Here is a 26,548-nt window from a genome sequence, read left to right on the forward strand (position 1 = left end):
ATTCCCAGCGGTGCGCAATCAACGCACGCGGGTTCGATAGGATGCGTACCACCATGAAAACAAACCTTTACCACTCCGTTCAACGCATGACGCTCGCCGGCATCGCGGCCTTCTCGCTGTTCGGCGCAAGTCTCGCGCATGCCGATATCGACACGAGCAAAAGCAGCGTGATCGCCACCACGAAACAGATGAACGTGCCCGTCGACGGCAAGTTCAGGAAGTTCTCGGCGCAACTCAATTTCGATCCGGCCAAGCCGACCGCCGGCAGCGCCAATGTGTCGATCGACACCGGCAGCTACGATCTCGGCGCCGAAGACTACAACAAGCAGGCTCAAGGCAAGGAGTGGTTCGACAGCGCCACCTTCCCCGCCGCGACCTTCGTCTCCAGCGCGATCGCGCCGGCGGGCGGCAACCAGTACAAGATCACCGGCAAGCTCACCATCAAGGGCAAGTCGCAAACCGTCGTGGTGCCCGTCACCATCGCCAGCCAGGGCGCCACGCAGACCTTCGACGGCACGTTGCCGATCAAGCGCTCGCAATTCGACGTCGGCACCGGCGAATGGAAAGACACGTCGGTGGTCGCCGACGAAGTCGTCATCAAATTTCACCTCGTCGCTTCGAAGAAATAACTCTACACGAAGCGTCGCAGCACTATCTGAAACCTGGAGAACACCTTGAAGAAACAACTTTTGCTCGCCGCAGGCGCGCTGGCCGCCGCATTGTCGTTCAACGCCATGGCAGCCGATACCTATCAGCTCGACCCGACCCACACCTACCCGAGCTTTGAAACCGACCACTTCGGCGGCCTGTCGATCTGGCGCGGCAAGTTCAAGAAGAGCAGCGGCACCGTGGTGCTGGATCGCGCGGCGAAGACCGGCACGGTCGACGTGACGATCGACATGAGCTCGGTGGATATCGGCAACGACAAGCTCGACGCAGAACTGGTCACGGACAAGTTCTTCGACGCCGCCAAGTACCCCACCGCGACCTACAAGGGCACGCAGATCCGCTTCGACGGCGACAAGCCGGTGGAAGTGATCGGCACGCTGACAATGCACGGCATCACCAAGCCGGTCAATCTGAAGATCGAATCGTTCAAGTGCTTCGTGAACCCGATGCTCAAGCGTGAAGTGTGCGGCACGGAATCGACCGCGACGTTCAATCGCGACGACTTCGGCGTCGACTTCGGCAAGACCTACGGCTTCAAGATGCAGACCACGCTGCACATTCAGGCCGAAGGCATCAAGCAGTAAGCGCTTTTCGCGCATGTTTTTCGCGCATGCGTCTCAAGGTTGCGGCAACCGGTCTTTCGACCGTCACGTTGCCGCAACCCGCCCCCCGCTTTCCACGTCAGTGCGCTTCTTCGCTCAGCCGCTCACCAGCGAGCGGAACGTGTCCACGCTTTCCGTGTAAGTCCCCGTCAGCCCATTCGATGTCACCGTGATGCCGACCGTCGACGCGTCTTTCGGCGTGATGGTCTCGACGGTATCGCTCGTCGACAGCTGGATCACCCCGGCCTGCACATTGCCGCCGCTGATCGTGACCGGCGCCGGCGTCGCGACGTTGAAGGCGATCACCGCGTCGGCCACGTTCACGCTAATGCTGCCGCTGGTGGTGAGCGTGTCCGTGACCGGATTCGTGCCGTGCACGCGCGAGTAATTCAGCGACGTGATCGTGATGGTGCCGCTGATGTTGCCCGAACCCGCCGGCTGCGCGCGGCTGAGCGTCACGGTCGGCGCGCTCGCGGTGGTGGTGGTGACGCCCGTCTTCGCGTCGTAGCTCATGGTGAAGCTGACCGTGCCGTTCACCACCGTCGTACTGTTCGCGGAAACGAGCGTCAACGCGTTGGCCGTTTCAACGGCGGTATAAGACCAGTCGTTCGACGCCTTGCCGACCACGCCCTGCGAGCTCAGAATCTGCACGCTCACCGTGCCGGTAATCGAGGCGCTGTCGGATACGCCGGGCGCCTTCACCTGGCCGACGCACTGATTGAAGCTGACGGCCGCGGTCTCGCCGCTTTGCAGGCCGCTCGCGCCCGCACTCTGTGTCGCCACGCTGATCGAACCGCCGACCGGGCAAGCGGTCGTGCTATTGGGCGTGCCGGCCGTGACACCCGTCACCAGGGACTGCACCACCGAGGTATAGATCACCGCGACGCCCGGCCCCGACAACATGCCGAACGCGCCGGCATAGCGCGCGACATGCTCGCTTTGCACCGCCGAAGACAACTTCAGCACGTTGCTGCCGGTACTGGCGCTACTGCCGCCCGAACCACCGCACGCGCTCAATAAAGCCGTTGCGGCTGCAACGACCGCGATGCCGAACGATCGCGACGCCTGAGACAAAACCATGACTGCTCCAGATCCATAAAGCCGGTCGCGCACACATCACGACACACGCAAAATGAAGCGCGACGCGCTCCTTTTATCAGATGAATGACCCATTTCTCGAATGCCGTGTGCGTGGCGGACGGGTCTTCTGCGAGCGTCATTATCTAAGCGCGGCATTCTGTTCGATTCACCGAATAGCCCTTTAAAACAGGGCTATTCTGCGCACCACTTGCGATTGAATCGCCAGTTCGGCAGGAATTACAGGTCATAAATTCCGTTTTCTTCCAACCATAAAACTTGAGCGCGAGGAACTGCCATAACTGCCCGCTATTCGTTCATTTGAACTGCATGGTTAAACCGTACAGTCGCCACACGGAAATAATCCTTGTCGGGAGACGGTGCGGTGAAACGGGTAAAAAATGCGGCTGTGGTCGCGATGGCAGCGACGGTGATGGCAGGTGCAGCACAGGCGCAGGAGGTGTATGTGCATGGCGGTACGCTCGGCGCCGGTGTCGGAGCGGCGCTGCCGCTGAATTCATGGGCGGGCGTGCACGCGGAAATCGAGGGTTTCGGCCTGTCGCATTCGGTCCACGCCAACGACAACCAGTACGACGGCCATCTGAAACTCCTGCAAGGCGGCCTGTATCTCGATCTGTTCCCGTTCAGCTCCAGCGGCTTTCGCGTGACAGCCGGCGCGCTCGTCAACGACGACGAACTGAGCGCGCATGCCGTGCCGAACGCGCAAGGCAACTACAAGATCGGCGACGACTTCGTGCCTGCCGTCGGCGCCGCGCCTTCGGCGACGGTCACGCTGCCGCGCGTGATGCCTTACCTGGGCATCGGTTACGGTCACAAGCCGGTCTCGAAGGGCTTCGGCATGACGTTCGATCTCGGCGTGGCGTACGGGCGTCCGCGCGCCAGCTACAACGTGCCGGCGATCTATTCGATGTTCACCCCGCAGTCGAACATCGACGAGCAGGAACGCAAGATCAGCGACAAGGTGGAGCGCTACAAGCTCTATCCGGTGTTGCAGATCGGGCTGAGTTACCGGTTCTGAGTGCCTGTTTGCAAACTGCAATTGGTTAGCCCGCAACCTTCACGGCACGGTTGTGGGCTTTTCGGCGTTCACGTTTTTACCCTGCGCTTACGCGCGCCGCGCAGAAAGTCTTCGCGCCGCCTCAGCTAGCAAGCAAGCATCGTGGCTTTAAAGCCAGGTACCACCCTGACGTTCGTTCGGCTCTTCTGTAAGGGCGTCGAAACCGTGAATCCAGTCCAGATGATTCAGCACACTGCCGCGTGCGCCGAGGCGCGTGTTGCGCGCGTGCGCGGCCGGCCCGTCGGGCAGATGCAGCACGTCCGCAGTGGCAATCGACGCGTACTGCACCTTGCGCGTGCGGCTCAGGCGCAAGCGCTCGCAGGCTTCCTGCGCCTCACGCCAATTGCCTGGACCAGCCCTGACGAGTTGCTCGGCCAGCACGACGGCATCCTCGATCGACTGGTTGGCGCCTTGACCGTGGTGTGGCACGAGCGCATGCGCGGCGTCGCCGATCAGGGTCACGCGGCCCTTGCTCCATCGGCCGAGCGGAGGGCGATGGAAAAGTCCCCAGCGCTTGCTGATCGGCACCGCTGTGATCATCTGCGTCACCGCCGGATGCCAGTCCCTGAATAGGCACAGTTGCTCGCCCTCGCCAGCCGTGATGACCCAGTCACGCGACGGCCACGGCGACGGATGACGCTCGACCAGCAGGAAGTTCTGATCGCCCTGGTCGCGCCGATTGGATAATGCAGTAGATGGCCCTAGCTTGCCCGGCAGATCACGGACCGAAGCGACTGTCGATTCCGCTTCGGTTGTAACATTCCTAGGAGAGGCCGCACTCCGACAACGAGCGGCTACGCTGCCCGGAGCGCGAAATTTATCCAACCAGCAGGAGCGTGTTTTTATGAACACCCAACGGATCACGCGAATCATCAAACGGCTCGCACTCGTAGCGCTCACGCTGTCGGGTCTCTGGCCCGGCGGGCTCACATGGGCCGACGACAATGCCGCCGCGCTCAAAGGCGAGTACGACACGCTAGCGCCACAGCTGAAGTCGAATGTGTTTCATCGCCCGATCCATCTCGACTCGCAGGAAACGCAGAGCGCGTTGAAGGGCGATATCTACGCCGTTGTCGATTATCCGTTCGCGACCGTCAACAGCGCATTCAACGATCCGCAGCGAGGCCCCGCGACCTGGTGCGATGTGCTGATCCTGCATCTGAATACGAAGTACTGTCATGCCAGTTCTGGCAGCAATGGCGCGACCATCAGCATGAACGTCGGCAAGAAGACGGAACAGGAACTCGGTGACACGTCGCGTGTGCAGCTCGACTACCGTTCGGTTGCAACGAGCCCCGACTACTTCCAGGTCGACCTAAGCGCCGCGGAAGGACCGCTCAGCACGAAGGATTACCGCATCGTGCTGGAAGCCGTCGACATCGGCAAAGGACGCACGTTCCTGCATCTCACGTATTCGTACGGATTCGGCATGGCGGGACGCATCGCAATGAAGACCTATCTCGCGACCGTCGGCAGCGCAAAAGTGGGCTTTACGCAGGCGTCAAATGGCGATTACGTGGGCGGTGTGCGCGGTCTCGTCGAGCGCAATACGATGCGTTATTACCTCGCCATCGACGCGTACCTGGGTTCGCTTTCCCTGCCTGCCGACAAACGCGTCGATCAACGCTTCGCGACATGGTTCGATGCGACAGAGCAGTACCCGCGCCAATTGCATGAGGTGAGCCGGCAAGAGTATCTGCAGATGAAAAAGAACGAATACCAGCGCCAGCAGACGGCGCAATAGAAAAACTGCGGAGGCGGCGCGCGCTCGTGCCGCGCCGAAGTGTGTCGATCGATGCGCGCGTTGCGCCGCGTTTTCTCCGATAATGACGGCCAGTCAGGGACGAGCGTCAAGCGCCCGAGTCCCATCGCTACGGGAGGTCACGATGCATCTCGCCGGCACCATACTTCCGATTTTCGCCATCATTCTGACGGGGTGGGTTGCCGGCGCTTCCGGCTACATGCCGCGCGCGCTGGCCGCACCGCTGATGCGCTTTGCCTACTACGTGGCAATGCCTTCCCTGGTCTTCCTGACGATCGCCGACGAGTCGCTTCACTCGCTCCTTGACTGGCGTTTCCTTGCCGCGTTCGGCGGCGGCGCCATGATCTGCTTCGTGGCGGTCATGCTGTTCGCGCGAATCGCGTGGGGCGCAGGCATCGGGAAGAGCGGAATACTGGCGGCCGCGGTGTCGATGACGAACACCGGGTTCGTCGCGCTGCCTATATTGAAGACGCTTTTTGGCCAGGCGGGCGTGCTCGCGGCGGCGATTGCGACCGTATTTGTCGGCGCCGTCATGTTTCCGATACTGGTTCTGCTGCTCGAAATCGGGCGCTACGATACATCGCGCAACATACGGACGGCTACGCTGCTGCGGCAGATCGCCACCAATCCCGTCATCGTCGCGACGATTTTCGGGCTGCTTTGGTCGATCCTCGGTTTGGAGCTGTACGGACCGCTCGTGTCGTTTCTCACCATTCTCGGCGAAGCGTTGACGCCATGCGCGCTGTTCGCCATTGGACTCGATCTGACAATCGCCGAACTGCGCGAGCGGCTTGGCCTCTATGCGTTGCTCACATCGCTCAAGCTGGCCATCATGCCGCTCGTGGTCTATGGGCTTTGCCTCGCGGCCGGCCTCGACCGGACTGCAACCGTTGCCGCCGTCGTGTGTGCTGCCGTGCCCACGGCCAAGAGTGCGTACGTGCTGGCGGTCGAATACGACGTGGAAAAGAACGTGGTGGGTGCCGTGATCTCGATGACCACGCTCTTTTCAGTCTTCACATTGCTTGCCTGGCTTTACGTTGTGTAGCGGGGACTCGCTAACGGCGAGAAGAACCTGCGTCAATGTTTTGCATAGCTGCACTACGTCATCGAACGCGTCGCAGATCACGAAGGCGGCACGCGTAGCAGCCCTTCACGCAGTTTTGCCTGCGCGTGAGACCGAGCGCTTGCCGGCCCCCTTCGAAAAACGTTGACGATTGCCAAGAAGCGCAACCAGCCGCGTCTCGCATTCGGAAAACGCGTAGCCGCGCCGCTGCGAGATCATGAACGTGAGGGCCGGCATGTGCCATGCGCGCCGTTGGAGTTCGACAAGGGTTCCATTCGCGAGATCTTGCGCAACCACATGGTGCGGCATGTGCCCCCAGCATAAGCCGCCCTTGAGCAAATCGTGCTTCGCGCCGAGGTCGTTCACCAGCCACTGCCGTTCACCGGCGACCCCAAGTTGGGTCTTTTCCGCATCGGGCTGATTGTCGGTTACGACGAGCTGGATGTGCCGGCCAAATTCCTCCCGCGGGATCGGCCCCGCGATTGCAGCCAGCGGATGCGATGGCGCACAGACGGTCACCATTTGCGCTTCACATAAATGCTGCCTTTCTATGGTAGCTGGGCTCAGCTCCGGCACGTCGGTGATCGTCACCGCCAATGCGCACGTTCCTTCGAGAACCAGGCGCTCGCCGCCTTGCATGGTCGTCATGCGCAGATTGATCGCAACGGTCGGAGAGTCCGCTTGCAGCCTGCGCAGACATTCAATCAGGTGCGCGCGCGGAAAATAGGTATCCACTGCAATCGAGACCTGTGGCACCCCGGCTTCGGCAATCGTAACCGCGCGCATCTTCATTTCCTCGGTGCGCGAGATCACCCCGCGAGCATCAGGCAGGAGACTGCGGCCCGCTGCGGTAAGCGTGGCTTTGCGGGCGTTGCGTTCGAACAGCAACACATCGAAGGCGCTCTCGAGCGCGTTGATCGCGTGACTGATCGCCGACTGTGCACGCCTTAGCTCCCGTGCCGCCCCGGAAAAGCTTCCCTCGTCACACACAGCAACGAAGGCCCGAAGTTGATTGATGGTGACGTTATCGAGCATAGGTATCTAAAAAGTAGATGGTAACTATAGATATTCAGTCAATTGGCTTCATGGATCAAGAGGTCCAGAATCGTATTTCTCGCTTTTGTTTCGAAGGACGCATGACATGAACAGACTGAATGGAAAGACCGCCGTGATCACCGGTGGCGCTACCGGCATCGGCCGGGCAGCAGCAAAGCGTTTTATCGAGGAAGGCGCCTTCGTCTTCATCTTCGGCCGGCGGCAGGAAGCACTCGACGCCGCAGTAGCCGAGCTCGGGCCCAATGCCCGCGCGGTGAAGGGCTCGGTCTCCGATCCCGCCGACCTCGACCGACTTTACTCGGCGGTGAAGGCCGAGCGCGGAACCCTCGACATCGTTTTCGCCAACGCCGGGACGGGAGGCCTGCTTGCGCTGGGCAAGATCACCGCCGAGCACATCGACGAAACTTTCGACACCAACGTAAAGGGGGCGATCTTCACCGTACAGCAGGCGCTGCCGCTGATGGGCAAGGGTGGTTCGATCATCCTGACCGGATCGAGCGCCGGCACCACGGGCGCCCCGGCAATGAGCGCCTACAGCGCGAGCAAGGCGGCAGTGCGCAACCTCGCACGGACCTGGGCGGAGGAATTGAAGGGCACCGGCATCCGGGTCAACGTGCTGTCACCCGGGGCGACGGCGACCGAACTCGCTAAGGAAGCGCTAGGCGAAGAAGGCCAGAAGGTCTTCGCCTCGATGACTCCGCTCCAGCGCATGGCCGATCCGGCAGAGATCGCAGCAGCGGCCGCCTTTCTCGCGTCGCCGGACAGCAGCTTCATGACCGCCAGCGAGGTTGCCGTCGACGGCGGCCTGGCGCAACTCTGACACGCTACGCCCGCCGGTCACTCCATTCGATAGTCGGAGCCCGTCGGGCGTCGCACAGCAAAGGAAAATGTATGAGCTACGCAATTATTGGCTTCGGCAAGATCGGCCAGGCGCTTGCCAGGGCGTTTGCCCGAAAAGGCATCGAAGTGTCCGTTGCGACCACTCGCGACCCCGAAAGCTTCGCCTCCGCTGCGGCCGCGATCGGACCTGAGATCATTCCCAAAAACCTGGCGGAAGCGGTCAAGGCGGACATCGTCTTTCTGGCTGTCGGTTTCAAGTCGCATCAGGATGTCGCGAAGGCGCTGCCCACCTGGCAAGGGAAGACTATCGTCGACGTGACCAATGCCTACGGCGTGCCCCCTGAGGAACTGGGGGGACAACCTTCTTCAAGGGTCGTCGCGCAGGCGTTCAGTGGTGGCCGGCTGGTCAAGGGCTTCAATCATTTGGGCGCCGCCGTCCTCGGACAGGATCCGGCCGTACATGGTGGCAGGAGAGTCGTGTTCCTCGCGAGTGACGATGAGGGCGCCGCAGAAGAAATTGGTGCGCTTGCGGAAAATCTCGGTTTCGCGCCGACCAAACTCGGCGGCCTTTCGGAAGGCGGACTGCTTGTGCAGGCGCGGGGAAATAGCTGGGGTCAACTGATCTTTAAGGACCTGGTCAAGTTCGACTGATGAGTCGTGGTCGCAAGTTTCGACGCGATTCTGCTTCGTAAACGAAGAGCCAACCACAGTTTGATTGAAGCGAGCGCGGCGCCGGCGGCAAGTCGCGCTCCGCTCATCTGGCGCCACGTCCTCGCCGGCAAGTCCACAAGGTAGCCGACCAGAACGGACACGATCCGATAAAAGGAAAATGGAGAGCTTCAATGAGCATCGAAGAGAATATTCAGATCGTAAAGGATTTCTTTGCAGCGATAGGCAGCGGCGACAAGCAAGGCGTGCTGGCGCTGGTTGCCGAAGATATTGAGTGGATCATTCCGGGCGAAGACTGGCCGCTGGCCGGCACGCACCGCGGGCACGCGGGATTGGCGAAAGTGCTGCAGAAAGCCTCCGACGAGGTGGAAATGACATACCCAGAGCCCCCCGAATTCGTGGCGCAGGGAGATCGGGTTCTGGTCGTCGGCGTCGCTAATGGGAAAATCAAAGCCACGAACAGGACGTTCAAGGACGACTGGGTATTCGCCATTACCGTTCGAAATGGCAAACTGACGAATATCCGCGAATATATCGACACGCAAGCACTGGCTCGAGCCTCGGGGAGGGACGCGAGCCCCTACCCCTGAAACTATCCAGATGGACTAAACAATACTGCCCACCGCCTTCGCGAGCCTCGCCACCGCGCCCTCAACGTCATGCAGTTTGTCGAGGCCAAATAAGCCAATCCGGAAGGTCTTGAAATCCTCAGGCTCGTCGCATTGAAGCGGAACGCCAGCCGCGACCTGCAACCCGGCATCGGCGAACTTCTTGCCGGATCGAATCCCGTCATCGTCCGTGTAGCTGACGACGACGCCCGGAGCCTCGAAACCTTGAGCCGCCACGCTTCTGAAACCCTTGTCCGCAAGAAGTGAGCGAACGCGCTTGCCGAGTTCAAGTTGCTCCGCTCTCACTTTATCGAAACCGTATGCCTCGGTCTCCTTCATGACGTCACGCAATGTAGCGAGACCGTCCGTGGGCATCGTTGCGTGGTACGCGAACCCGCCGTTCTCGTACGCTTCCATGATCTGCAGCCATTTGCGAAGATCGCAGGCGAAGCTGGTGCTCGTGGTCGCGTCGATTCGTTCGCGGGCAAGCGGGCTCAGCATGACCAGCCCGCAGCACGGTGACGCGCTCCATCCCTTTTGCGGCGCGCTGATCAGCACGTCGACGCCGCTCGCCTGCATGTCGACCCAGACCGTGCCGGAGGCAATGCAATCCAGTACGAACATGCCGCCGACGGCATGCACCGCGTCGGCCACCGCGCGTAGATAAGCGTCCGGCAGCATGATCCCGGATGCGGTTTCGACATGCGGCGCAAACACCAGATCCGGCTTGTTTTCCCTGATCGCGGCCACCACCTCTTCGATCGGCGGCGGCGCATACGCAGCCTGTCTCCCTTGTTCGACCGGGCGCGCCTTCAGCACGATCGATTCAGACGGAATGCCGCCCATGTCGAAAATCTGCGACCAGCGAAAGCTGAACCAGCCATTGCGGATGACCAGACACTTCCTGTTCGTCGCGAACTGCCGGGCCACGGCTTCCATGCCGAAAGTCCCGCTGCCCGGGACGACCACGGCCGACTTCGCGTTGTAGACCTTCTTCAGAGAACCTGAAATATCGCGCATGACGCCCTGGAAGAGCTGCGACATATGATTGATGGATCGGTCGGTGTAAACGACTGAATATTCGAGGAGTCCCTCGCGGTCGACATCGGGAAGTAAGCCTGGCACGTTTGTCTCCGGTTTTAGACGAGTATAAGGATCGAAAACAGATTCTAACGAAAGCAACCTGTGGCCGAGGTAAAAAGCATTTTGCATTCGGATCGCAGCGCAAACCCGTTTCCGAGGGTCCACGACCTGACAAAAACACTGTATGAATGTACAGTCTAGCTATTTGCGCGGTAGAACGCGACTTCTCGCTATATCGACGTTCATCACTCCGGGCTTCGATAAGCGCTATTTTTGAGTATCAAGGCATGCCAGATGACAGGCGCATAGCCCACATCGACATGGACGCATTCTTTGCGTCCTGTGAACTTTCGCAGTATCCAGAACTGCGGGGCCAAGCTATGGTGGTTGCCGGCCGGCGTTCGGACGCGCCCCGAGTCAACGCGGACGGTACGCGTGAATTCGCGCGGTTACGCGACTATGCGGGCAGAGGCGTCCTGACGACCGCAACCTACGAAGCACGGGCCTTTGGCGTTCATTCCGGCATGCCCACGATGCAGGCGGCCCGGCTGGCGCCGGATGCCATTCTGCTTCCGGTGAACTTCGATCTCTATCGAACGTACTCGCGCCTGTTCAAAGACGCAATCCGCTCCGTCAGTCCGACAATCGAGGACGTGGGAATCGACGAGGTCTACGCCGACCTGTCGCTCCTGAATGACGAATCGGAGCAAATCGCACGGAAGCTGAAATCGGCCGTCTTCGAGGCCACCAATCTCACCTGTTCGGTTGGCATCGCACCCAATAAGCTGCTGGCAAAACTGTGTTCGGACATACAAAAGCCAGACGGAATCACGATTTTGCGGCTTGAAGATTTACAAGCCAGGATCTGGCCGATGGCGGCCAAAAAAATCAACGGTATTGGGCCGAAGGCCAACGCCAAACTGACGTCCCTTGGCATAACGACCATCGGTGAAATTGCCGCATGCAGCGAGCAGTGGCTGATTGAACAGTTCGGACGCAGCTACGGGGCATGGCTTCACAGAGTTTCCCATGGGCTCGATGACAGGCCCGTGGTGACTCACAGCGAGCCCGTTTCGATGAGCCGGGAGACCACCTTCGAGCAAGACCTGCACGCCGTGCGACACAGGCAGGAACTCGGTACCGCCTTCACCCGTTTGTGCGAACAGGTGGCGCTGGATTTGCAGCGTAAAGGCTATCTCGCGCGCAGGATCGGGATCAAGCTCCGCTTCAACGACTTTCAGACGGTAACGCGTGACGTCACGCTCCCGGAGCCCGTTGCGGACGCCAAGGCGTTGCGTCATGCGGCCACCCAATGTCTGAAACGGGTCGACCTGGTTAAATCCATCAGGCTGCTGGGCGTCAAGGCGGGTGGCCTTCAACGTCCGGGAGCGACTGAGAGCGACGCGCCGGCTCAGTTCACGCTGGACTTTTAGTGCACGTGCCGGCTGCTGCGGCGTCTGCCGGTTCAGGCCGACTTGCTCTTCGCCAGCGACGAATAACCGCTTCCGTCAGCAGCCGCACTCGGGTTCGAGCGCGCCGCCGGCACGCCGGCTTCCATCGGCGAAAGCGCCGCGACCGAAAACACAAAGGTGTTGATGCCGTGCGCGCTTTGCGCCGACACGCTGCCGCGATGCATCTCCGCGATCGCCTTCACGATCGCAAGACCCAGGCCGTGGTTTTCGCGGCTATTCGTGCGCGAGACTTCCGCGCGATAGAACCGGTCGAACAGATGTTCGAGCACATCCGGCGAGATCGGCTCACCCGGATTGGCCACCGCGACGCGTACCTGATCCTCGTCGCTCACGATCGTCACGCTGATCTCGGCGTCGGGCTCGCAATGCTGGATAGCGTTCATCAGCAGATTCGTGCAGGCGCGGCCGAACAGCGAACGGTTCACGCGCGCCATGGCGTCGCCGCGCAATTGCGCACGCACCCGCGCTTCTTCGAGCGGTATCTCTAGAAACTCCAGCGTATGCGCGACTTCCGCTGCCAGCGAAACGTCGACGAGGCCCGTCGCGCGTTCGCCCTGATCGGCGCGCGCGAGGAACAGCATGTCGTTGATGATCGCCCGCATGCGCTCGTATTCTTCGAGATTCGATTGCAACGTATGGCGCAGATCGTCGACCGAGCGATTGCGTGTCAACGCCACCTCTGTCTGGCCGATGAGAATAGTCACCGGCGTGCGCAGTTCGTGGGCGACGTCCGCATTGAACGATTCGAGGCGGCCATACGCGCCGTCGAGGCGCTCCAATGCACCATTGAAGGAGTTGGCCAGATCGTTCAGCTCGAGCGGCAGCGAGGCCGTATTCAGACGCTGCGAGCGGTTATTCGGACTCACGGCGGAAGCGTCGCGCGTGAGGCGCGTGAGCGGCGCGAGGCCGAGCCGCGTGACCGAATAGCTGAGCAACAGCACCGCAAGACTGCCGAGCGCCGACAACGCGGCCAGCGCCAGGCCGAACACGCGCATGGTGCGCACATTGGGCGAATAGCTCACGGCCACTTGCAATTGCACCGCCGGACGCGCGCCGTAAGCCGGGAGCGTCGCCGTGGAGGTCAGCATGTCCTGGCCGCCGCCGGACGGCATCACGCGCGAATAACCGCCCGCCCAGTTCGTGACCACCGAGCCGCCGACCGGTGTGCCGTAATGGAAATACGGATCGGCGCTCGACACCGCATACACCGTGCTGCCGTCGTGCGGTGTCATGTCGGTGAGCTTTTCGCGCGCCATGCGCCACTTCTCCGGCGTCACGGCGTGATACACGATGATGCGGGCGATCTGCGTGCGATCGTCCAGCGACTCGCGCAGATGGTGTTCGAGCTGCGTGCGCAGCACCAGAAAGAGCCCCGTGCCGACCAGCGTGAACACGAACAGCGCGACGAGCGCGAACATCAATGCGAGGCGCCGGGCAATCGAGCGATTCATGACTGCTCCGCCTCTTCGCGCACTTCGAGCACATACCCCATGCCGCGCACGGTATGCAGCAGTTTCGAGGGGAACGGGCCGTCGAGCTTGGCGCGCAGTCGTTTGATCGCGGTCTCGACCACGTTGGTATGGCTGTCGAAGTTGACGTCCCAGACGAGTTCGGTGATCGCGGTCTTCGACAGAATGTCGCCTTGCCGGCGCGCCAACACGCTGAGCAGCTGGAATTCTTTGGCGGTGAGATCGAGGCGCACGCCGTCGCGGGTCGCGCGCCGCCCGATCAGATCGACGAACAGATCGCCGACGGAAATCAGCGTCGACTCCTGCGAGCGCGTGCGGCGCGCCAACGCATGCAAGCGCTCGACCAGTTCGAGAAACGAAAAGGGTTTGGTTAGGTAGTCGTCCGCGCCTTCGCGCAGGCCGCGGACGCGATCGTTCACGTGGTCGCGCGCGGTGAGCATGATGACCGGCGTGGACTTACGCATGCGCAGCGCCTTGAGCACGCTGAAGCCGTCGCGCTTGGGTAGCATCACGTCGAGGACGATCACGTCGTAATCGAATTCGGTGGCCAGATGCATGCCCTCCTCGCCGTCGAGCGCGACGTCGACGACCCACCCCTGCTCTGTCAAACCGGAGCGCAGGTAGTCCACCACCTTGTGCTCGTCTTCAACAATCAGCAATTTCATGCGCGTCCCCTTGTGTGTGCATTATACGAAAGGCCTTGCAATCGTCTTGCGCACCGCCGCGTGCTCCTGCTGCCCCCTGCTGCTTCATGATCTGCCAGCTCACCGCGCGGGAGCCATCGCCTCCTTCGTATCGTTGGGCTGCGCGCCCGCAGGCGTGTTCGACATGTCCGCACCGACGTCCCAGCCGCCGCCGAGCGCCTTCACGAGCGAGACCGACAGCGTCATCTGCTGGCCGTGAATCTGCACGTCCTGGCGCTCGCTGGTGAGCAGCGACTGCTGCGCGGTGATCACGTCGAGGTAAGCGACGAGGCCGCCCGAGTAGCGGTCGTTGGCGAGCGCCAGCAGATGCCGCGCATCCGTGACGGCCTCGCTCGACTGCTTCGCCGCGCCGTCCAGCACGGAGAGTCCGGTGATCCCGTCCTGCACCTGCTGAAACGCGGTGAGCACGGTCTGGCGATAGTTCGCCTCGGTGGCCTTGTAGCCTTCGCTTGCAAACTTCACGTTGGCCGCGCGGCGGCCGCCGTCGAACAACACCTGACCGACTGCCGCGCCGAGCGTCCACATCAGCGTCGGCGCGCTCAGCAGACTGGCGAACTGCGTGCTTTCCCAGCCGATGCTCGGCGCCAGCGTGAGACTTGGAAAAAACGCCGCCTTGGCGACGCCGATCTGCGCATTCGCCGCGGCCATCGCGCGCTCCGCCGAAGCGACATCCGGCCGCCGTTGCAACACGTCGCTGGGCACGCCGAGCGCAATCGCCGGAACCTGCACCGCAAGCACCTTGGGCTCGATCGAAAACTGCGGCGCGGGCACACCGACCAAAGCGGCGATCGCATGTTCGAACTGCGCGCGCTGATTCAGCAGCAGTTGCGCCTGCACGCGCGTCGAGTCGAGCAGCGACTTCTGCTGCAGCACATCGAGGCCGGACACCGAGCCGAGATCGTGTTCCGTGGTGACGTAGTCGAGCGCTTTCTGCTGCAGTTTGACCGACTGATTCAGCACGTCGATCTCGGCGTCGAGTTCACGCAGCGAGAAATAGTCGCTGGCGAGATCGGTGGTGAGCACAAGCCGCGCGTTGGCAAGATCGTCCGCCGATTGCTGCGCGGAAGCCGCCGCGCCCTCCACCTCGCGACGTATCCGGCCGAATAGATCGGTGTCGTAGCTGATGGTGGGGCCGAGTTGCACATTGTTTTGCACCGTCGACGTCGTAGGCGTGCCGTAGTTCGTCCGCGGACGGTTCTGCGAAATCCGGAAGCGCGATCCCTGCGCCGCGAGATCGACTTCGGGAATCTGCTGCGCGCGGTCGTTTGCGAGCGTCGCCCGCGCCTGCTCGTAGTGCGCGCTGGCCGCTACCAGCGTCTGATTCTGCGCGAGCGCCTGCGTTTCCAGCGTGGCGAGCGTCGGATCGCTGAAAGCGTTCCACCAGTCCGGCGAAATCGGCGCATGCGACGGCACGGCCACGCGCCAGTACGAATCGGTTTGCCAGGTGGGCGGCACCTCGGCCTGCGGCCTTTCGTAATTCGGCCCGACCGTGCACGCGGCGAGCAGCGCCGCGCTTGCGAGCGTCGTCAACGCACGGCATGCGGCCACGCGCTTCACGGCGCCCCCTTGCCGTTGGCCTGCGGCTGCTGGATCTGCACGTGATCGCCGTCTGCGATCGAATCGCTCGGGTTGATGATGATCTTGTCGTTCGGCTCGATGCCGCTTTCGATTTCAAGCGACTGGCCGAGGTCCTGCGCGATCACGATCTTGTGCAACTGCACGTTGCCCCGCGCATCGACCACCGCGACGCGCGGGCCTTCGGCGCGAAACAGCAGTGCGTTGCCCGGCACCGTCAATTGCGCGTGTGCCGCGGCCGGCACCGCGACCTGGACGTACGCCCCTGGTCGCAGTTTGTCGTCAGGATTCGGCAGTGTCACTTCGACCTGAAGCGAACGGGTCGGCACGTCGATCGCGCCGGAAATGTGCGTGATCGTGCCGTGGAATTGCTGGCCCGGCAGTTCGGCCTGCGTCACCACCACCTTCTGTCCCACCGACACGTTTTGCGCGTACGCCTGCGGCAATTGCACATAGACGCGCAACGGGTCCGACTGCGCGAGGGCGAACAGCGCGCGGCTGGTGCCGCTGCCCGCATCGATCAGGTCGCCGACATCCACGTTGCGTTGCGTGACCACGCCCGCGAACGGCGCGACGATGCGCTTGAACGATTCGAGCTGCTGCAGGCGCTTGACGTTGGCATCGGCGGCGGCGAGGTTGGCCACGTCCTGCGAGTAGGTGCTTTGCCGTTCGTCGAGTTCCTGCTGCGAAACCGCATCGCGCTGACGCAGTTGCTGCCAACGGTCCAGCGAGCTTTTCGCGAGGCCGAGGCTCGAACTGGTTTGCTGGCGCTGCGCCAAAGCCTGCGCGAGTTCCTGGTCGATCTCCGGCGTGTCGAGATCGGCGAGCAGCTGGCCCTGCTTCACGCGCGTGCCGATATCGGCGTACCAGTGCAGCAGATAACCGGTGGAGCGCGCGTAGATCGGCGATTCGACGAAGCCGCGCAGCGTACCCGGCAGCAAGGTGTTGCCGCCGCCTTCGGTTTGAGTCGGACTCACCACGTTCACATACTGCGTGGCGTTCTGCTTCGTGGTCTGCGCCACCGAACGGTTCTGCATGATGTTGGCGATCACGGTGCGCAAGGCCCCGACGGCTAACAGCGCCAGCACGATCCACATGGCGATTTTGGCGCGTTTCCATTCCTGATGGCGCGGCGGCAAGGCGTGGCCGCCTTCCGTCTCTCGCGCGGGAATCGCTAGCGATGCATGGGTTTTTTCGGTCATCTCAGTGAGCCATCTCGGTCAGCCGTCATTAATCTTTACGCGGGCTTGCCCGCGCCGCCGTGCTCGGGCGCGGGGCCGTCACCGCGAGAATCCGTGTGATTCGCGCCGCCATCGTCACCATCGTCACCATCGTCACCATCGCCGCGGTGGCGGCGCGCGAGGCGGGAGTGAATCGCCGCGAACACCAGCGGCACGAAAAACAATGTGGACACGGTGGCGAACAGCAGGCCGCCTATCACCGCGCGGCCGAGCGGCGCATTTTGCTCGGCGCCTTCGCCGAGACCAAGCGCCATCGGAATCATGCCGATGATCATCGCGAAGGCCGTCATCAGCACCGGCCTGATCCGGCTCGCACCGGCTTCGAGCGCAGCGGTCAGCGGCGGCGCGCCGGCGGACAGACGCTGACGTGCGAACGACACCATCAGAATACTGTTGGCGGTGGCCACGCCCATCGTCATGATCGCGCCGGTCAAGGCGGGCACGCTCAGGTGCGTGCCGGTCAGGAACAGCATCCACACAATCCCCGCCAGCGCCGCGGGCAACGCGCTGACGATGATCAGCGGATCGACCCACGACTGAAAATTCACCACGATCAACAGGTACACCAGCACGATCGCCATCGCCACGCCGAGCCCCAGACCGAAGAACGAACTGCGCATGGTCTGCACCTGGCCGCGCACGGTAATCTGGCTGCCGCGCGGCAACGACGCACGCACGTTGTCCACCAGCTTGTCGACCTGATTCGCCACACTGCCCAGATCGCGCTTCTCGACGCTCACATACAGATCGATCACCGGCCTGATGTTGTAGTGCGTTACTTCCGCGAACTGGCTCTTCGGTGAAACCCGCACCAGGTTGCCGAGCAATTGCGTCGGGCCGTTGGCCGCGCCGGAGACCGGCGTGCGCAACAGTTCATCGATCGACGACACCTGATACTGCGGCGTTTGCACCGCCACGCTGTATTCCACGCCGTTGCGGTTGTTGAACCAGAAACCCGGCGAGGTTTGCGAACTGCCCGACAACGAAATGAGCACGTTTTGCGCCACGTTGCTCGCGCTCAGATTGAGTTGCTGAAGCCGCGTGCGGTCCATTTGAAGATTGATCGCCGGCTCGTCCAGTTTCTGCTGGATGTGCGTGTCCACCGTGCCGGGAATCATGCGCACCTGTTTCAGCAGCTTGCGCGCAACGTCGAAGTTGCCTTCCTGATTCGCGCCGGAAATCTGCACGTCCACGGCGGCAGGCAGGCCAAAGTTGAGAATCTGCGTGACGATGTCGGCCGGCTGAAAGAAAAACTCGACGCCCGGAAAGCGCTGTGGCAGAAGCGCGCGCAGTTTGTCCATGTAGATTTGCGTCGGCTTGTGGTCTTCGTTGAGCGCCACCTGGATCTCGCCGTCGAGCGTGCCGATCGTGCCCGCGTTGCTGTACGAAAGATTGATGCCGCTATACGGCAAACCGAGGTTGTCGAGAATCGTGCCGAGTTCTTTGTGCGGCACGACCTCGCGAATCACGTTTTCGACCTGGTCCGCAAGACGCGCGGTTTCCTCGATGCGGGTACCGGTCGGCGCACGCATATGCAGGCGGATGTCGCCGGCGTCCACGCTCGGGAAGAAGTCTTCGCCGAGCACGAAAATCAGGCCCATCGAAACGACGCAAAAGCCGAGGAACACGCTGCCGAATCTGCCGCGACGCACCAGCAAGCTGCTCAGAATCATGATGTAGCCGGCACGCATGCGCTCGAAACCACGATCGAAGCGATGATAGAGGCGCATGAACAGATTCGGCTTCGCGCCCGGCTTCGGCTTGTGCGCGTGACCCATCAGCAGCATCGCGAGGGTGGGCACCAACGTACGCGACAGGATGTACGAAGCCAGCATCGCGAACACCACGGCTTCGGCGAGCGGCACGAACAGGTAACGCGCCACGCCGGTCAGGAAAAACATCGGCACGAACACGATACAGATACAGAGCGTCGACACCAGCGCGGGAATCGCGATTTCACCCGCGCCGTCGAGAATCGCATCGTGCAGATTCGTGCCCATATGCAGATGCCGTTCGATGTTCTCGATCGTCACCGTTGCGTCGTCCACCAGAATCCCGACCGCCAGCGCGAGACCACCGAGCGTCATGATGTTGATGGTCTGTCCGAGCGCGTGCAGCGCGATCAGCGAGGACAGGATCGACAGCGGAATCGAAATCGCGATGATGCAGGTGCTGCGCCAGTTGCCGAGGAACAGCAAGATCATCGCGGCGGTCAGCGCGGCGGCCACCAGCGCCTCTCGCACCACGCCCTGCACTGCCGCTTTCACGAACACCGACTGATCGAACAACGCGGTGATTTTCAGATCTGGCGGCAGTGCGGCCTGCGCGTTCGGCATCAGCCCCTTCAGCGTATTGACGATGGAGAGCGTCGACGCGCTGCCGTTCTTGAGCACCGACATCAGCACGCCGCGATGGCCGTCCTGCCGCACGATATTGGTCTGCGGCGAGAAGCCGTCGCGCACGTGCGCGACTTCACGCAGATACGTGGTCGCGCCGTTGAGCGTGCGCACCGGAATATCGTTGAGCCCTTCCAGCGTGGTGGGCGAGCCGTTCATGTCGATCGTGTATTCCTTCGCGCCGATCTTTGCCGTGCCGGTCGGCAAGATCAGGTTTTGCGCGTTGAACGCGCTGACGACATCGGAGGGCGTGAGGCCTTTGGCCAGCAACGCGCGCGTGTTCAGGTCGACTGAGATCAGCCGCGACTTGCCGCCATACGGATACGGCACGGCCGCGCCGGGAATCGTCACGAGTTGCGGGCGCAGGAAGTTCAGCGCCGTATCGTTGAGCGCCTGCTCGGAGAGCTTCGGGCTCGACAGGCCGAGTTGGATCACCGGAATACTGGACGCCGAATAGCTGATCACCAGCGGCGGCGTGGCGCCCGGCGGCATCTGCTTGAGCTGCGCCTGTTCGACGGCCACCGTCTGCGCGATCGCGGTCTGGATGTTCGCATTCGGCTGCAGGAATACCTTCAGGATCGTGATGCCCGCGAGCGATTGCGATTCGATGTGCTCGATGTCGTTGACCGTGGTGGTCAGACTGCGCTCGTTGACCGAGGTGATGCGGTTGGCCATGTCTTCGGCCGACAAGCCCGTGTAGGTCCAGATGATGCTGACCACCGGAATATTGATTTCCGGCAGCACGTCGACCGGCGTGGTGAACAGCACGAATGGCGTCGCCAGCACGATCAGAATGGCCATCACGATGAACGTGTATGGCCGTTTAAGCGCAACGTTGACGATCCACATGAAACGCGCCCGAATGAATGCAGGTAAGGGATGGGTGAATCAGCGCTTATGCTAGATCGCTAGCACCAACACCTGCATGGCGCCAAAATGGCGGAATTGTCAGGAAGGTTATTGCAAGGAAAAACGACGTTCGAACCGCGAGAGAGTTTGCCGGGAAGCAAACGTTTGATGAGAGAAGATAGCCGAAATTGAGGTGCTGCTTCCACGCGATGTCACGCGAGCGCGTCGCGAAACATCGCATGGATTGTTTTGCGCGAAGCAAATACTTCACGCGCATTCAAAGCTTATTCGATCATCGACTCTCTACCGTGCCGCTACTGGCGTTACTTCGCAAACAATGCCGACATATCCGCAAACGCCTTGAATTCCAGCGCGTTGCCTGATGGGTCGAGAAAGAACATGGTCGCCTGTTCGCCCACTTCGCCCTTGAAACGCACGTGCGGCTCGATGATGAAGTCGATGCCGGCCGCCTGCAGCTTGTCCGCTGCGGCCTGCCATTGCGCCATGGAGAGCACCGCGCCGAAGTGGCGGACCGGCACGGCGTCGCCGTCGACCTTGCTGGTGTGACGGTGGCCGATTTCCTCCGGCGCGAGGTGCGCGACGATCTGATGGCCGTAGAAATTGAAATCGACCCACGCGTCCGAGCTGCGCCCTTCCGGGCAGCCCAGCAGTTCGCCGTAAAACTCGCGCGCGGCGGCAAGGCTGTGAACGGGGAACGCCAGATGGAACGGCGGCAAGACGGTATCGGCAACGCTCATGATGGGGAAACTCGCTGATCGAAATTGGGTTGAACGTGCCGGCGCTTAAAAGGCCGCACGCGTGAGGCAAAGTTTAACCATGACTAAAAATGGTGAAAAACGATATATATTTGACCTCACTATCACCAAATTCGATCAATCGAACATGTTGAGCGAACTCAAGACTTTCATCGCTGTGAGCCAGTACGGCACGTTTTCGGGCGCCGGTGCGCGCATCGGCCTGACGCAATCCGCGGTGAGCGCGCAGATGCAACGGCTCGAAGAAGAACTGGGCTTTGCGCTATTCGACCGCACCGGCCGTTCCGCCACGCTCAACGACGCCGGCCGCGAAACGCTCGCGCTCGCCGAGGAAATGATGACGCTCTACGCGCGGCTCTCCGAACGTGGCGCGGTCGCGGCGGAAAGCGGCATGCTGCGGGTGGGCGCGATTGCATCCGCGCAAGTGTCGTTTCTCGCCGACGCACTCGCGCGCTTTCGCGACGACCGTCCCGGCTGGCGCATTCGCGTCGTGCCCGGCGTGTCGCTGGGCCTGCTGGGGCAAGTGGATTCCGGCGAACTGGATCTGGCCGTCATCATCAAACCGCCCTTCGCGCTGCCGTCCGAACTCGAATGGCGCACGCTCGTCACCGAGCCGTTCGTGCTGCTCGTACCCAAGGCGCTCGTGCGCGGCAAGGGCGCGGCGCGGTCCTGGCGCGAACTGCTGCGCAGCGAGCCGTTTATCCGCTACGACCGCACCTCGTTCGGCGGCAGGCTGGTCGACCGGTTTCTGCGGCGCTCGCGGGTCAATGTGCGCGACGTGATCGAGTTGGACGAACTGCAGGGCATCGTGCAATTGGTCGCGCGTGGCATCGGCGTGGCGCTGCTTCCGAATAGCGCCGGGCTCGGCAAATGGCCCGCCGGCATCGTCGCGCTTGAACTTGGTGAAGCGACGTTTCTGCGGGAGATCGGGCTCGTGCAGCGTCCGCGGCATAGCCGCCAGGCGGTGGCGGGCGCGCTCGCGGATTGCATCGGCATGGCAGCCGGTGCGTGAGCCTAAGCCGCCGCGTGTAAGCGATTGTGCTGTTGTTGGGGCAACGAACTGTATCTGTGGGATTCTCCGGCCCACGTGCAAAATCTGCGTTCGCGCAATGTCTCGCGCCCCTTACCCGCGTGCGCTCCGAGTTGCACGCCCTGCCCGCCACCAAGGCCCAGTCCATGATCGCCAGCACCTTCCTCACCGCCGATGTCCTGATCGCCTACAGCGCCTACTTCGTCGGTACGGCGAGCCCCGGGCCGAGCAATCTCGCGATCATGTCACTGGCGATGAGCTCGGGCCGCCGTTCCGCGTTGACCTTCGCGCTCGGCGTGGTGTCGGGTTCGTTCTTCTGGGCGCTGCTGGCGTCGCTGGGTTTGTCGGCGGTACTCGCCACTTACTCGGAATGTCTGGTGGCGATCAAGATTGCCGGCGGCTTGTATCTGTTGTGGCTCGGCTTCAAGTCCGCGCGCTCCGCGTTCCGACCCAAGGCATTGCCCACGGGCACGGCGCGTGATAACGAACCACTCAAGCGTCTCTATTTGCGCGGCCTGCTGCTGCATCTCACCAATCCGAAAGCGATTCTGGTGTGGCTGTCGATCGTCTCGCTGGCCATGTCGCCGGCCGGTGGCACCTCGCATACCGCGCCGGTGGTGCTCGGCTGCATGTGCATCGGCGTATCGGTGTTCAGCAGCTATGCGGTGCTGTTTTCGACCGCTTCCGCACGGCGCATCTACGCGTCGATCCGGCGCTGGCTGGACGGGTCGCTCGCGATCATGTTCGGCATTGCCGGCATCAAGCTGCTGACTTCGAAGAACTGAGCGCGCCGGGAGACGCCCGCCGCTCTGCGATACTGTCGCCGTGACAATCGAAGCGGACAGACGAATACGATGAACGGCGGCAACGAAGTGAATCCGGCAGCGCGGCACTCGCCATGGCAGAAGCGGCTCTACCTCGCGGGCGTCACGGCGTTCGTGACCGGCGTGATTCTGGCCGTGATCATCTATGCGACCACGCCGCCGCCCGACAGCGCCGTCTCCATGTACAGCGTGGCCGATCCGCGCTATCAGATCGAATTGCAGCGTATCGGCGGCAATGCTGCCGTGCTGATGGCGCAGTTGCATCAGTGGTTCGACGGGCTCTGGCACGGCACGGCGCTCGCTTATACGGTGGCGGTGTTGGGCGCTGTTATCGCGGGCGTGTGTTTCTTCATCGGCTATTTCTTCGCTGACGAATAAGCGCCACCCAGAAGCCGCGCATCGCGCTGCCCGTGCGCCAACCCACGCTTACGTAGCCTCTTTCACATGCCGGTCCGGCTTCTCCACACCGGCCGTGCGCAGCGCTTCGTGCAACGTGTTGAAGATGCAACCTTCCCCGACGATCGGCGTGATGCCGTGCCGGTCCATGTCCGAACGCAAATAGCGGTTCACGCGCGCGAACAGGACCTCGATGCCTTCGCTCTTCAACGTCTGGCACAACTCGCCGATCGAGCGTGAGGCCGAATAGTCGATGTCGGTGATCGCGCTTGCGTCGATCACGAAACAGCGCACCTTGCTCGGGGCGAGGTCGATCAGGCGCCGCGTATCGTCGACGAAAAAGTGGTCGTTCGCGTAAAACAGATCGGCGCCGAAGCGGTAGACGATCATACCCGGCGCGGTCTGAATGCCGGGCACGGCGGGCACCGGCACCCAGACGCCATCGTCGCCGGGAGCGAGAATCATCGTATGCGGACGGTAGCTGTGGCGCACGTGACGCAGCAGCGAGAGCGCCACCGCCACCAGAATGCCGTGCTCGACGCCGATCAGCACCACGGCCGCCGCGGTGAACACGGCCAGTGAGAATTCGCCGGGACTCTCGCGGCGGATCGCAAACAAGGTCTTCAGATTGATCAGGCCGATGGCGATCGTAAACACGATGCTGGCCAGAATGCAGTGCGGCAGATACTGCAAAAAGCGGCTGAAAAACAGCAGCACCGCCACCACCACCGCCGCGAAGACCAACTGCGCGAACTGGCTGCGCGTGCCGGCGAGATCGGCCATGGCGGTTTGCGTCGGGCTGCCGTTCACCACGAAGGCGCCTGAAAACGCCGCCGCCGCATTGGCCGCGGCGATGCCCAGCAAGTCGGCGTTGGTATCAACGGGCTCGTGATGACGCTCGGCGAACACGCGGCTCGCGGCGGCGCTCTGCGCGACGATCATCACAAAGCAGGACGCCGCCACGGGCAGCAGATCGAGCATCTGCTGCCATGTCACCGACGGCACGCGCAGTGGCGGCAACCCACCCGCGACCGGGCCGAGCACGGCGATGCCGTGGGCCGGGAAGCGACAGAGATCGCTCGCGGCAATGCCCGCCACGACCGCGATCAACGGCACCGGCACGCGTGGCAGAAAGCGTTTGCACGTCAGAATGGCGACGACCACCAGCAGCGAAATGGCGAGCGTCGGCCGATTGATCTGCGCGGCTTCGCGCACCACCAGCACGAGCTGATCGACGCTGCGCGCGGCGTGTCCGGGCAAGCCGAACATGTCGCCGAGCATCGCAATGCCGACCTGCACGCCGACGCCGGCGAGAAATCCGACCAGCACGGTACGCGACAGAAAATCGGCGAGAAAGCCCAGCTTGAAAATCCGCGCGATGAACAGCAAGGCAGCGGTCTGCAAGGCGACTATCGCGGCGAGCGCGGCATATTCAGCGCTTGAGGCCGGCGCCATGGTGGCAAGCCGGCTTGCGAAGATGGTGGCGGTCGCGGAGTCGGCGGCCACGACCAGATGCCGCGAGGCACCGAAAAACGCAAAGGCGATCAGCGGAAGAAAGACCGTGTACAGGCCAGTCACAGCCGGCATGCCGGCAATACGCGCGTAGCCGAGCACTTGCGGAATATCCATCGACGCAAGCTGCACACCGGCCAGCGCATCGCGCGCCGCCGCGGCGCGGTTCAGAGGAAGGACGCCCTTCAGCACGCTGACACGTGCCGTGATAGCCGCCAGAAAATCTCGCATAGGCGATGCTGCCCTAATCCAGGTTTATCGCGCATCGTGCCGCGACTCGGCACTTAAAGGCAAGACCTGTAGCGAGATCGGCTCAAGAAAAGCGAACAGCGCAGCACGCACGCTCGGTTGGCGCCGCGGACCACGCCCGGCTGACTGACTCAACGCTTGAACTGTCCGGTCACCGGATCCACGTGCCGCGCGAAACCAAACAACGCGGCAATGCAGATCGGGCAGGCAATGAAGAACACGGCCAACATCTCGCACCCCGTAACATCTTGTTACCGGCAAGTTTACGCGATCGGCATGCGAATTGAATGAGGGAAAACAGCAAAGGACTGTAGTGGCAGCTACAACAATCTCGCGTGAGTCCACCGGCGGTTGCGTCGAGAAATAAGCAGAAAATGCGGCGTTAATCGTGGCGAGCGATATGTTCAACGGCCAACGCATTGCGCAAACGGTTGCGAGTTCAGCCTCCATTCCGACCGACACATCGGCTCCCTTTTTCGCCGCCCGGCATTTAGAAGGACGGTTCTAGCGATTCGAGAGCGCGTTGAAATCATCGGGCAAGCAGCGTTCGAGTTCAGGACCCCGATCACGGCTGTTTTTATGCTCACGGCGCTCTCCCGTATAATCCCGCATGACCCGAATCTCGCATCACCTGCCCTCTCAGCCGGCCGCTTATCGCCGCCGCGCCGCCCACCGCTCTTCGGCGGTCGCATGAAAACTCCGAAACGTCTGCTCCCGCTGGTCGAAGAAGGCTTGATCGACGAAGTCATCAGCCAATTGATGAGCGGCAAGGAAGCCACCGTCTACGTGGTGCGCAGCGGCGACGCCACGCGCTGCGCGAAGGTCTACAAGGACGCCAAGCAGCGCAGCTTCCGCCAGGCCGCTTCGTACCGCGAAGGCCGCAAGGTCAAGAACAGCCGCCAGCAACGCGCGATGGAAAAAGGCAGCCGCTATGGCCGTGAAGTGCAGGAACAGGCCTGGCAGAACGCCGAAGTCGACGCGCTCTTCCAGCTCGCGAACGCGGGCGTACGCGTGCCGCAGCCTTTCATCTGCACCGACGGCGTATTGCTGATGGAGTTGGTGACCGACGCCGACGGCAATGTCGCGCCGCGTCTGAACGATGTCGAGATGACGGAAGAACGCGCGCTCGAACTGCATGCGCGGCTGGTGAACGAGGTGGTGCGCATGCTGTGCGCCGGCATGATTCACGGCGACCTGTCCGAATACAACATCCTGCTTGCCGCGGACGGCCCGGTCATCATCGACCTGCCGCAGGCCGTGGATGCCGCCGGCAATCTCGAAGCGCCCGCCATGCTCGAGCGCGACGTCAACAACCTCGCCACGTATTTCGGCCGCTTCGCGCCAACGTTACTGGAGACCAGTTACGGCAAGGAAATCTGGTCGCTGTACGAAGCGGGCGCATTGCATGTCGACGCCGCGTTGACCGGCCGCGTCGCCTTGGATACCACGCCGATCGATCTCGAAGCCGTGCTTCAGGAACTCGAAGATACGCGTCTCGACGAAGAAGCGCGCCTGCGCTATGAGCAGTCGCTGCGCAGCGGCACCTAA

The 26,548-nt window shown here is 62.2% G+C and carries 23 protein-coding genes and 1 pseudogene; 13 read left to right on the forward strand and 11 right to left on the reverse strand.

The features are described 5' to 3' along the window. Nucleotides 1-53 precede the first annotated feature (53 nt). Both BPHYT_RS29050 and BPHYT_RS29055 read left to right on the forward strand, forming a co-directional pair. Nucleotides 54-629 (forward strand): YceI family protein, encoded by a 576-nt coding sequence (locus BPHYT_RS29050; RefSeq protein ID WP_012427704.1) that lies wholly within the window; start codon nucleotides 54-56, stop codon nucleotides 627-629. Nucleotides 630-674: 45 nt separating this feature from the next. After that, nucleotides 675-1,253, forward strand: coding sequence for a YceI family protein (locus BPHYT_RS29055; RefSeq protein WP_012427705.1), 579 nt, complete (start codon nucleotides 675-677; stop codon nucleotides 1,251-1,253). Nucleotides 1,254-1,367: 114 nt separating this feature from the next. On the opposite strand, the gene BPHYT_RS29060 is transcribed toward BPHYT_RS29055, so the two are convergent. Continuing rightward, nucleotides 1,368-2,351 carry a serine-rich family protein gene (locus tag BPHYT_RS29060; RefSeq protein WP_012427706.1) on the reverse strand — a complete coding sequence of 328 codons (984 nt, stop codon included), beginning with the start codon at nucleotides 2,349-2,351 and terminating at the stop codon, nucleotides 1,368-1,370. Nucleotides 2,352-2,766: 415 nt separating this feature from the next. On the opposite strand from BPHYT_RS29060, the gene BPHYT_RS29065 reads away from it, so the two are divergent. After that, a complete protein-coding gene (locus BPHYT_RS29065) occupies nucleotides 2,767-3,387 on the forward strand; it encodes a hypothetical protein (protein WP_049869335.1) in 621 nt (206 codons plus the stop codon). A gap of 147 nt (nucleotides 3,388-3,534) precedes the next feature. On the opposite strand, the pseudogene BPHYT_RS39495 reads toward BPHYT_RS29065, so the two are convergent. Next, nucleotides 3,535-4,127: pseudogene (locus tag BPHYT_RS39495) on the reverse strand (FAD-dependent monooxygenase); the annotation flags it as partial. 143 nt (nucleotides 4,128-4,270) lie between these two features. Between BPHYT_RS39495 and BPHYT_RS29075 the strand changes: the two are divergent. Both BPHYT_RS29075 and BPHYT_RS29080 read left to right on the forward strand, forming a co-directional pair. Then, entirely contained in the window at nucleotides 4,271-5,170 is a 900-nt protein-coding gene (locus tag BPHYT_RS29075) for a hypothetical protein (protein ID WP_012427708.1), read from the forward strand. Nucleotides 5,171-5,312: 142 nt separating this feature from the next. Next, nucleotides 5,313-6,233, forward strand: a complete 921-nt coding sequence (locus BPHYT_RS29080) for an AEC family transporter (RefSeq protein ID WP_012427709.1) — start codon at nucleotides 5,313-5,315, stop codon at nucleotides 6,231-6,233. Nucleotides 6,234-6,338: 105 nt separating this feature from the next. Here BPHYT_RS29080 and BPHYT_RS29085 read toward each other — a convergent pair whose 3' ends face one another. Continuing rightward, entirely contained in the window at nucleotides 6,339-7,286 is a 948-nt protein-coding gene (locus BPHYT_RS29085; RefSeq protein WP_012427710.1) for a LysR family transcriptional regulator, read from the reverse strand. 106 nt (nucleotides 7,287-7,392) lie between these two features. Here BPHYT_RS29085 and BPHYT_RS29090 point away from each other — a divergent pair, with 106 nt between their 5' ends. From BPHYT_RS29090 to BPHYT_RS29100, 3 genes are all read left to right on the forward strand, one after another. Beyond that, complete coding sequence (locus tag BPHYT_RS29090) at nucleotides 7,393-8,127, forward strand: SDR family NAD(P)-dependent oxidoreductase (protein WP_012427711.1); 735 nt, start codon at nucleotides 7,393-7,395, stop codon at nucleotides 8,125-8,127. 71 nt (nucleotides 8,128-8,198) lie between these two features. Next, nucleotides 8,199-8,798 (forward strand): NADPH-dependent F420 reductase, encoded by a 600-nt coding sequence (locus BPHYT_RS29095; protein WP_012427712.1) that lies wholly within the window; start codon nucleotides 8,199-8,201, stop codon nucleotides 8,796-8,798. Nucleotides 8,799-8,989: 191 nt separating this feature from the next. After that, the gene (locus BPHYT_RS29100; RefSeq protein WP_012427713.1) at nucleotides 8,990-9,406 is read left to right on the forward strand and encodes a nuclear transport factor 2 family protein; all 417 of its coding nucleotides are present in this window, start codon (nucleotides 8,990-8,992) and stop codon (nucleotides 9,404-9,406) included. A gap of 15 nt (nucleotides 9,407-9,421) precedes the next feature. Here BPHYT_RS29100 and BPHYT_RS29105 read toward each other — a convergent pair whose 3' ends face one another. Beyond that, a complete protein-coding gene (locus BPHYT_RS29105) occupies nucleotides 9,422-10,549 on the reverse strand; it encodes an aminotransferase class V-fold PLP-dependent enzyme (protein ID WP_012427714.1) in 1,128 nt (375 codons plus the stop codon). A 245-nt stretch (nucleotides 10,550-10,794) separates the two neighbouring features. Here BPHYT_RS29105 and dinB point away from each other — a divergent pair, with 245 nt between their 5' ends. After that, a complete protein-coding gene (gene dinB, locus BPHYT_RS29110; protein ID WP_012427715.1) occupies nucleotides 10,795-11,940 on the forward strand; it encodes a DNA polymerase IV in 1,146 nt (381 codons plus the stop codon). A gap of 32 nt (nucleotides 11,941-11,972) precedes the next feature. Here dinB and BPHYT_RS29115 read toward each other — a convergent pair whose 3' ends face one another. The 6 genes from BPHYT_RS29115 to BPHYT_RS29140 all read right to left on the reverse strand — a co-directional run bounded on the left by BPHYT_RS29115 (nucleotide 11,973) and on the right by BPHYT_RS29140 (nucleotide 20,971). After that, entirely contained in the window at nucleotides 11,973-13,430 is a 1,458-nt protein-coding gene (locus tag BPHYT_RS29115; protein WP_012427716.1) for a heavy metal sensor histidine kinase, read from the reverse strand. Further along, nucleotides 13,427-14,113: a heavy metal response regulator transcription factor gene (locus BPHYT_RS29120; RefSeq protein ID WP_007176723.1), complete on the reverse strand. Its 687-nt coding sequence runs from the start codon at nucleotides 14,111-14,113 to the stop codon at nucleotides 13,427-13,429. The genes BPHYT_RS29115 and BPHYT_RS29120 overlap by 4 nt, the downstream gene beginning before the upstream one ends. A 99-nt stretch (nucleotides 14,114-14,212) precedes the next feature. Next, on the reverse strand, nucleotides 14,213-15,709 hold the full coding sequence (locus BPHYT_RS29125) for an efflux transporter outer membrane subunit (RefSeq protein WP_012427717.1): 1,497 nt from the start codon (nucleotides 15,707-15,709) through the stop codon (nucleotides 14,213-14,215). After that, nucleotides 15,706-16,929, reverse strand: a complete 1,224-nt coding sequence (locus BPHYT_RS29130; protein WP_012427718.1) for an efflux RND transporter periplasmic adaptor subunit — start codon at nucleotides 16,927-16,929, stop codon at nucleotides 15,706-15,708. The genes BPHYT_RS29125 and BPHYT_RS29130 overlap by 4 nt, the downstream gene beginning before the upstream one ends. 35 nt (nucleotides 16,930-16,964) lie before the next feature. After that, nucleotides 16,965-20,213, reverse strand: a complete 3,249-nt coding sequence (locus BPHYT_RS29135; protein WP_012427719.1) for an efflux RND transporter permease subunit — start codon at nucleotides 20,211-20,213, stop codon at nucleotides 16,965-16,967. Nucleotides 20,214-20,536: 323 nt separating this feature from the next. Then, nucleotides 20,537-20,971 (reverse strand): VOC family protein, encoded by a 435-nt coding sequence (locus BPHYT_RS29140; protein ID WP_012427720.1) that lies wholly within the window; start codon nucleotides 20,969-20,971, stop codon nucleotides 20,537-20,539. A 145-nt stretch (nucleotides 20,972-21,116) separates the two neighbouring features. On the opposite strand from BPHYT_RS29140, the gene BPHYT_RS29145 reads away from it, so the two are divergent. The 3 genes from BPHYT_RS29145 to BPHYT_RS29155 all read left to right on the forward strand — a co-directional run bounded on the left by BPHYT_RS29145 (nucleotide 21,117) and on the right by BPHYT_RS29155 (nucleotide 23,221). Next, nucleotides 21,117-22,001 (forward strand): LysR family transcriptional regulator, encoded by an 885-nt coding sequence (locus BPHYT_RS29145; protein WP_012427721.1) that lies wholly within the window; start codon nucleotides 21,117-21,119, stop codon nucleotides 21,999-22,001. Nucleotides 22,002-22,165: 164 nt separating this feature from the next. Further along, nucleotides 22,166-22,804, forward strand: coding sequence for a LysE family translocator (locus BPHYT_RS29150; RefSeq protein ID WP_012427722.1), 639 nt, complete (start codon nucleotides 22,166-22,168; stop codon nucleotides 22,802-22,804). A gap of 69 nt (nucleotides 22,805-22,873) precedes the next feature. Next, nucleotides 22,874-23,221 (forward strand): hypothetical protein, encoded by a 348-nt coding sequence (locus BPHYT_RS29155; RefSeq protein ID WP_012427723.1) that lies wholly within the window; start codon nucleotides 22,874-22,876, stop codon nucleotides 23,219-23,221. Nucleotides 23,222-23,269: 48 nt separating this feature from the next. Here the strand turns inward: BPHYT_RS29155 and BPHYT_RS29160 are convergent, their stop codons facing one another. Continuing rightward, nucleotides 23,270-24,982, reverse strand: coding sequence for a SulP family inorganic anion transporter (locus tag BPHYT_RS29160; protein ID WP_012427724.1), 1,713 nt, complete (start codon nucleotides 24,980-24,982; stop codon nucleotides 23,270-23,272). 708 nt (nucleotides 24,983-25,690) lie between these two features. On the opposite strand from BPHYT_RS29160, the gene BPHYT_RS29165 reads away from it, so the two are divergent. Then, entirely contained in the window at nucleotides 25,691-26,548 is an 858-nt protein-coding gene (locus BPHYT_RS29165) for a PA4780 family RIO1-like protein kinase (protein WP_012427725.1), read from the forward strand.

It is taken from the genome of Paraburkholderia phytofirmans PsJN (assembly GCF_000020125.1).
In the GTDB taxonomy this organism is placed as follows: domain Bacteria; phylum Pseudomonadota; class Gammaproteobacteria; order Burkholderiales; family Burkholderiaceae; genus Paraburkholderia; species Paraburkholderia phytofirmans.

Bases quoted from the DNA above. Each gene is read 5' to 3' on its own strand.
- BPHYT_RS29050 (WP_012427704.1), top strand. From the start codon at position 54: ATGAAAACAAACCTTTACCACTCCGTTCAACGCATGACGCTCGCCGGC.
- BPHYT_RS29060 (WP_012427706.1), bottom strand. From the start codon at position 2,351: ATGGTTTTGTCTCAGGCGTCGCGATCGTTCGGCATCGCGGTCGTTGCA.
- BPHYT_RS29065 (WP_049869335.1), top strand. From the start codon at position 2,767: ATGGCAGCGACGGTGATGGCAGGTGCAGCACAGGCGCAGGAGGTGTAT.
- BPHYT_RS29075 (WP_012427708.1), top strand. From the start codon at position 4,271: ATGAACACCCAACGGATCACGCGAATCATCAAACGGCTCGCACTCGTA.
- BPHYT_RS29080 (WP_012427709.1), top strand. From the start codon at position 5,313: ATGCATCTCGCCGGCACCATACTTCCGATTTTCGCCATCATTCTGACG.
- BPHYT_RS29085 (WP_012427710.1), bottom strand. From the start codon at position 7,286: ATGCTCGATAACGTCACCATCAATCAACTTCGGGCCTTCGTTGCTGTG.
- BPHYT_RS29090 (WP_012427711.1), top strand. From the start codon at position 7,393: ATGAACAGACTGAATGGAAAGACCGCCGTGATCACCGGTGGCGCTACC.
- BPHYT_RS29095 (WP_012427712.1), top strand. From the start codon at position 8,199: ATGAGCTACGCAATTATTGGCTTCGGCAAGATCGGCCAGGCGCTTGCC.
- BPHYT_RS29100 (WP_012427713.1), top strand. From the start codon at position 8,990: ATGAGCATCGAAGAGAATATTCAGATCGTAAAGGATTTCTTTGCAGCG.
- dinB (WP_012427715.1), top strand. From the start codon at position 10,795: ATGCCAGATGACAGGCGCATAGCCCACATCGACATGGACGCATTCTTT.
- BPHYT_RS29115 (WP_012427716.1), bottom strand. From the start codon at position 13,430: ATGAATCGCTCGATTGCCCGGCGCCTCGCATTGATGTTCGCGCTCGTC.
- BPHYT_RS29120 (WP_007176723.1), bottom strand. From the start codon at position 14,113: ATGAAATTGCTGATTGTTGAAGACGAGCACAAGGTGGTGGACTACCTG.
- BPHYT_RS29130 (WP_012427718.1), bottom strand. From the start codon at position 16,929: ATGACCGAAAAAACCCATGCATCGCTAGCGATTCCCGCGCGAGAGACG.
- BPHYT_RS29135 (WP_012427719.1), bottom strand. From the start codon at position 20,213: ATGTGGATCGTCAACGTTGCGCTTAAACGGCCATACACGTTCATCGTG.
- BPHYT_RS29140 (WP_012427720.1), bottom strand. From the start codon at position 20,971: ATGAGCGTTGCCGATACCGTCTTGCCGCCGTTCCATCTGGCGTTCCCC.
- BPHYT_RS29145 (WP_012427721.1), top strand. From the start codon at position 21,117: ATGTTGAGCGAACTCAAGACTTTCATCGCTGTGAGCCAGTACGGCACG.
- BPHYT_RS29150 (WP_012427722.1), top strand. From the start codon at position 22,166: ATGATCGCCAGCACCTTCCTCACCGCCGATGTCCTGATCGCCTACAGC.
- BPHYT_RS29155 (WP_012427723.1), top strand. From the start codon at position 22,874: ATGAACGGCGGCAACGAAGTGAATCCGGCAGCGCGGCACTCGCCATGG.
- BPHYT_RS29160 (WP_012427724.1), bottom strand. From the start codon at position 24,982: ATGCGAGATTTTCTGGCGGCTATCACGGCACGTGTCAGCGTGCTGAAG.
- BPHYT_RS29165 (WP_012427725.1), top strand. From the start codon at position 25,691: ATGAAAACTCCGAAACGTCTGCTCCCGCTGGTCGAAGAAGGCTTGATC.